A 1,238-nucleotide genomic window follows, 5' to 3' on the forward strand; every position below is an offset into this window, starting at 1 on the left:
TTTTGCGAAAGACGAAAACCCAAGAATTACATATATGAATGCTGTAGGTCCTGTATGGGATGGAAATGAAGTCTGGCTTATTGCTGGAGGAGGTATGCTTTTCGCAGCCTTTCGTGTTGTGTATGCTGTATCTTTCAGTGCTTTTTATCTTGCAATGTTTATAGTTTTATGGGCATTAATACTTAGGGCAACTGCTTTTGAGTATAGAAACAAAAAAAGAATCTAAAACCTGGAAAGCAGCCTGGGATATTGCTTACTGGGTAGGAAATACAGTTCCTGCACTTTTATTTGGAGTTGCAGTTGGAAATGCTGTACTCGGTATTCCAATTGACGAAAAAGGGGTGTACCACGGTACATTTATCCAGCTTTTAAATCCAACTGCAGTTTTAATGGGATTTGTTTCTTTATTTATGTATTTAATGCATGGAACTGCGTATCTCCTTATAAAAACAGAAGGAAAACCTTTTGAATTTGCAAAAAAAGGTGCTGTTGTTGGATTTATCGGATTTGTAGCAAGTTTAATACTTGCAGATTTCTTTATTATTGCAATAAAACCAACTCTGTTTTTGAATTTCTTTGATTATCCTCTATTCTGGATAGCACCGTTTTTAATGATACTTGGACTTGTTTTATATTTTAAATACTTAGTTGTTGATGAAAAATATAATAAGGTTATTTATGGTTCAATATTAACAATTCTTGGAACTGTTTTAACTATCGCACTTGCAAGTTATCCAGTATTTATACATTCATCTATTGATGAAAAATACAATCTTACAATTTGGAACTCTGCATCATCAGATTTAACATTAACAATAATGCTCATTTCAACATTAATTTTCTTACCTTTAATTATAGGATACACAGTTTATGTTTATAGAGTATTTAAAGGAAAAGTTTCTGCCGAAGGAGGATATGGACATTGAATTTATTGTAATTAATTATGATATAAATCATAAATATTTGGCTTTATAGAGTTAATACTAACTTACCCCTTTACTATTTAAAGGAGGATAAAATGGCAAAAGTAGTAATTGTTGGAGCTGGATTTGCAGGACATTATGGAGCTTTAATACTACAGGATGCATTAAAAAAAATAGGTGGAAACCATGAAATAACTGTAATAAGTAGGGTCCCAAAATTTACCTATATTCCTTCTCTTGTATGGGTAGGAATAAACCAGATGAAGGCTGAAAAAACACAGTTTGAGCTAAAACCTGTATATGATAAATTAGGAA

Annotated in this window: 2 protein-coding genes and 1 pseudogene; all 3 read left to right on the forward strand. The window is 32.0% G+C overall.

Annotated features, from left to right (window positions below; all coding sequences use genetic code 11):
- A partial coding sequence (locus HG1285_RS20585; protein ID WP_008289533.1) for a cytochrome d ubiquinol oxidase subunit II occupies positions 1–226 on the forward strand: 226 nt, incomplete at its 5' end.
- The gene (gene cydB, locus HG1285_RS18560) at positions 198–926 is read left to right on the forward strand and encodes a cytochrome d ubiquinol oxidase subunit II (RefSeq protein WP_008289534.1); all 729 of its coding nucleotides are present in this window, start codon (positions 198–200) and stop codon (positions 924–926) included. The genes HG1285_RS20585 and cydB, both read left to right, overlap by 29 nt.
- A 92-nt stretch (positions 927–1,018) precedes the next feature.
- A pseudogene (locus tag HG1285_RS00890) lies at positions 1,019–1,238 on the forward strand (NAD(P)/FAD-dependent oxidoreductase); the annotation flags it as partial.

This window comes from Hydrogenivirga sp. 128-5-R1-1 (genome assembly GCF_000171895.1).